This is a genomic window from Agromyces binzhouensis (genome assembly GCF_004135055.1).
Classification (GTDB): Bacteria; Actinomycetota; Actinomycetes; order Actinomycetales; family Microbacteriaceae; genus Agromyces; species Agromyces binzhouensis.
This window is the reverse complement of sequence record NZ_SDPL01000741.1, coordinates 1-757: the sequence shown is the minus strand read 5'-3', so window position 1 is coordinate 757 and position 757 is coordinate 1. Positions and strand designations below refer to the sequence as shown.

The following is a 757-nucleotide window of genomic DNA, read 5'->3' as shown; positions in this document are numbered from 1 at the left end:
CGCGCGTTGAGCGCGAACGGGACGCCCTCGGCGTCGGCCGCGGCGACGGCCGCGCGCACCGCGTCCACCGCGTCGGCGAGCGGCTCGAGCCGGTCCTCGAGGTTCGCACCGACGATCCCCTCGCCGATCGCGCGCCGGATGGTCTCGCCGGGGTTCCCGTACCCCGCCTCGAGGTCGGCGCTGACGGGGAGGTCGACGGCGCGCGCGATGCGCCCGACCATGTCGAGCATCAGGTCGGCGGGGATGTGCTCGCCGTCGGGGTACCCGAACAGGGCGGCGATCGAGTGGCTCGCGGTCGCGAGCGCGCGGGTCTCGGGGAGGGCGGCGACGGTGGTCGCGCTCACCACGTCCCACACGTTGACGACCTGCAGCAGCTCGTCGTCGAGGTGCAGTCGACGCAGCTCGACGCCGTACTCGGCGGGGGTCATGCCTCCAGACTAGGGCCCGAGTGCGCCCCGGCGGAGGGAACACCCCGTTTCGCGCGTCAGCGGACGACGCGTCGCAGCGCGGCGACCAGGCGGTCGACGTCCTCGTCGTCGGTGTACGGGGCGAGCCCGACGCGGAGTCCGCCGGCGTCGCCGAGGCCCAGGTGCCGCGAGGCCTCCAGGGCGTAGAAGTTCCCGCTCGGCGCGAGCACGCGGTCGGCGGCGAGCGCGTCCGAGACGACGGATGCCTCGTGGCCAGCGAAGGTGGCGAGCAGCGTCGGCGTCCGGCGCGAGGCGCGCGCGTGCACGGTCGTGCCGGGCAGGTCGGCGAG

The 757-nt window shown here is 75.6% G+C and carries 1 protein-coding gene and 1 pseudogene; both read right to left on the bottom strand.

Annotated elements, in window-relative coordinates; translation table 11 throughout:
• On the bottom strand, nucleotides 1-428 hold a 428-nt coding region (locus ESO86_RS17985), incomplete at its 3' end, for an isocitrate lyase/phosphoenolpyruvate mutase family protein (protein WP_207207230.1).
• A gap of 56 nt (nucleotides 429-484) precedes the next feature.
• A pseudogene (locus tag ESO86_RS17980) lies at nucleotides 485-757 on the bottom strand (cysteine desulfurase-like protein); the annotation flags it as partial.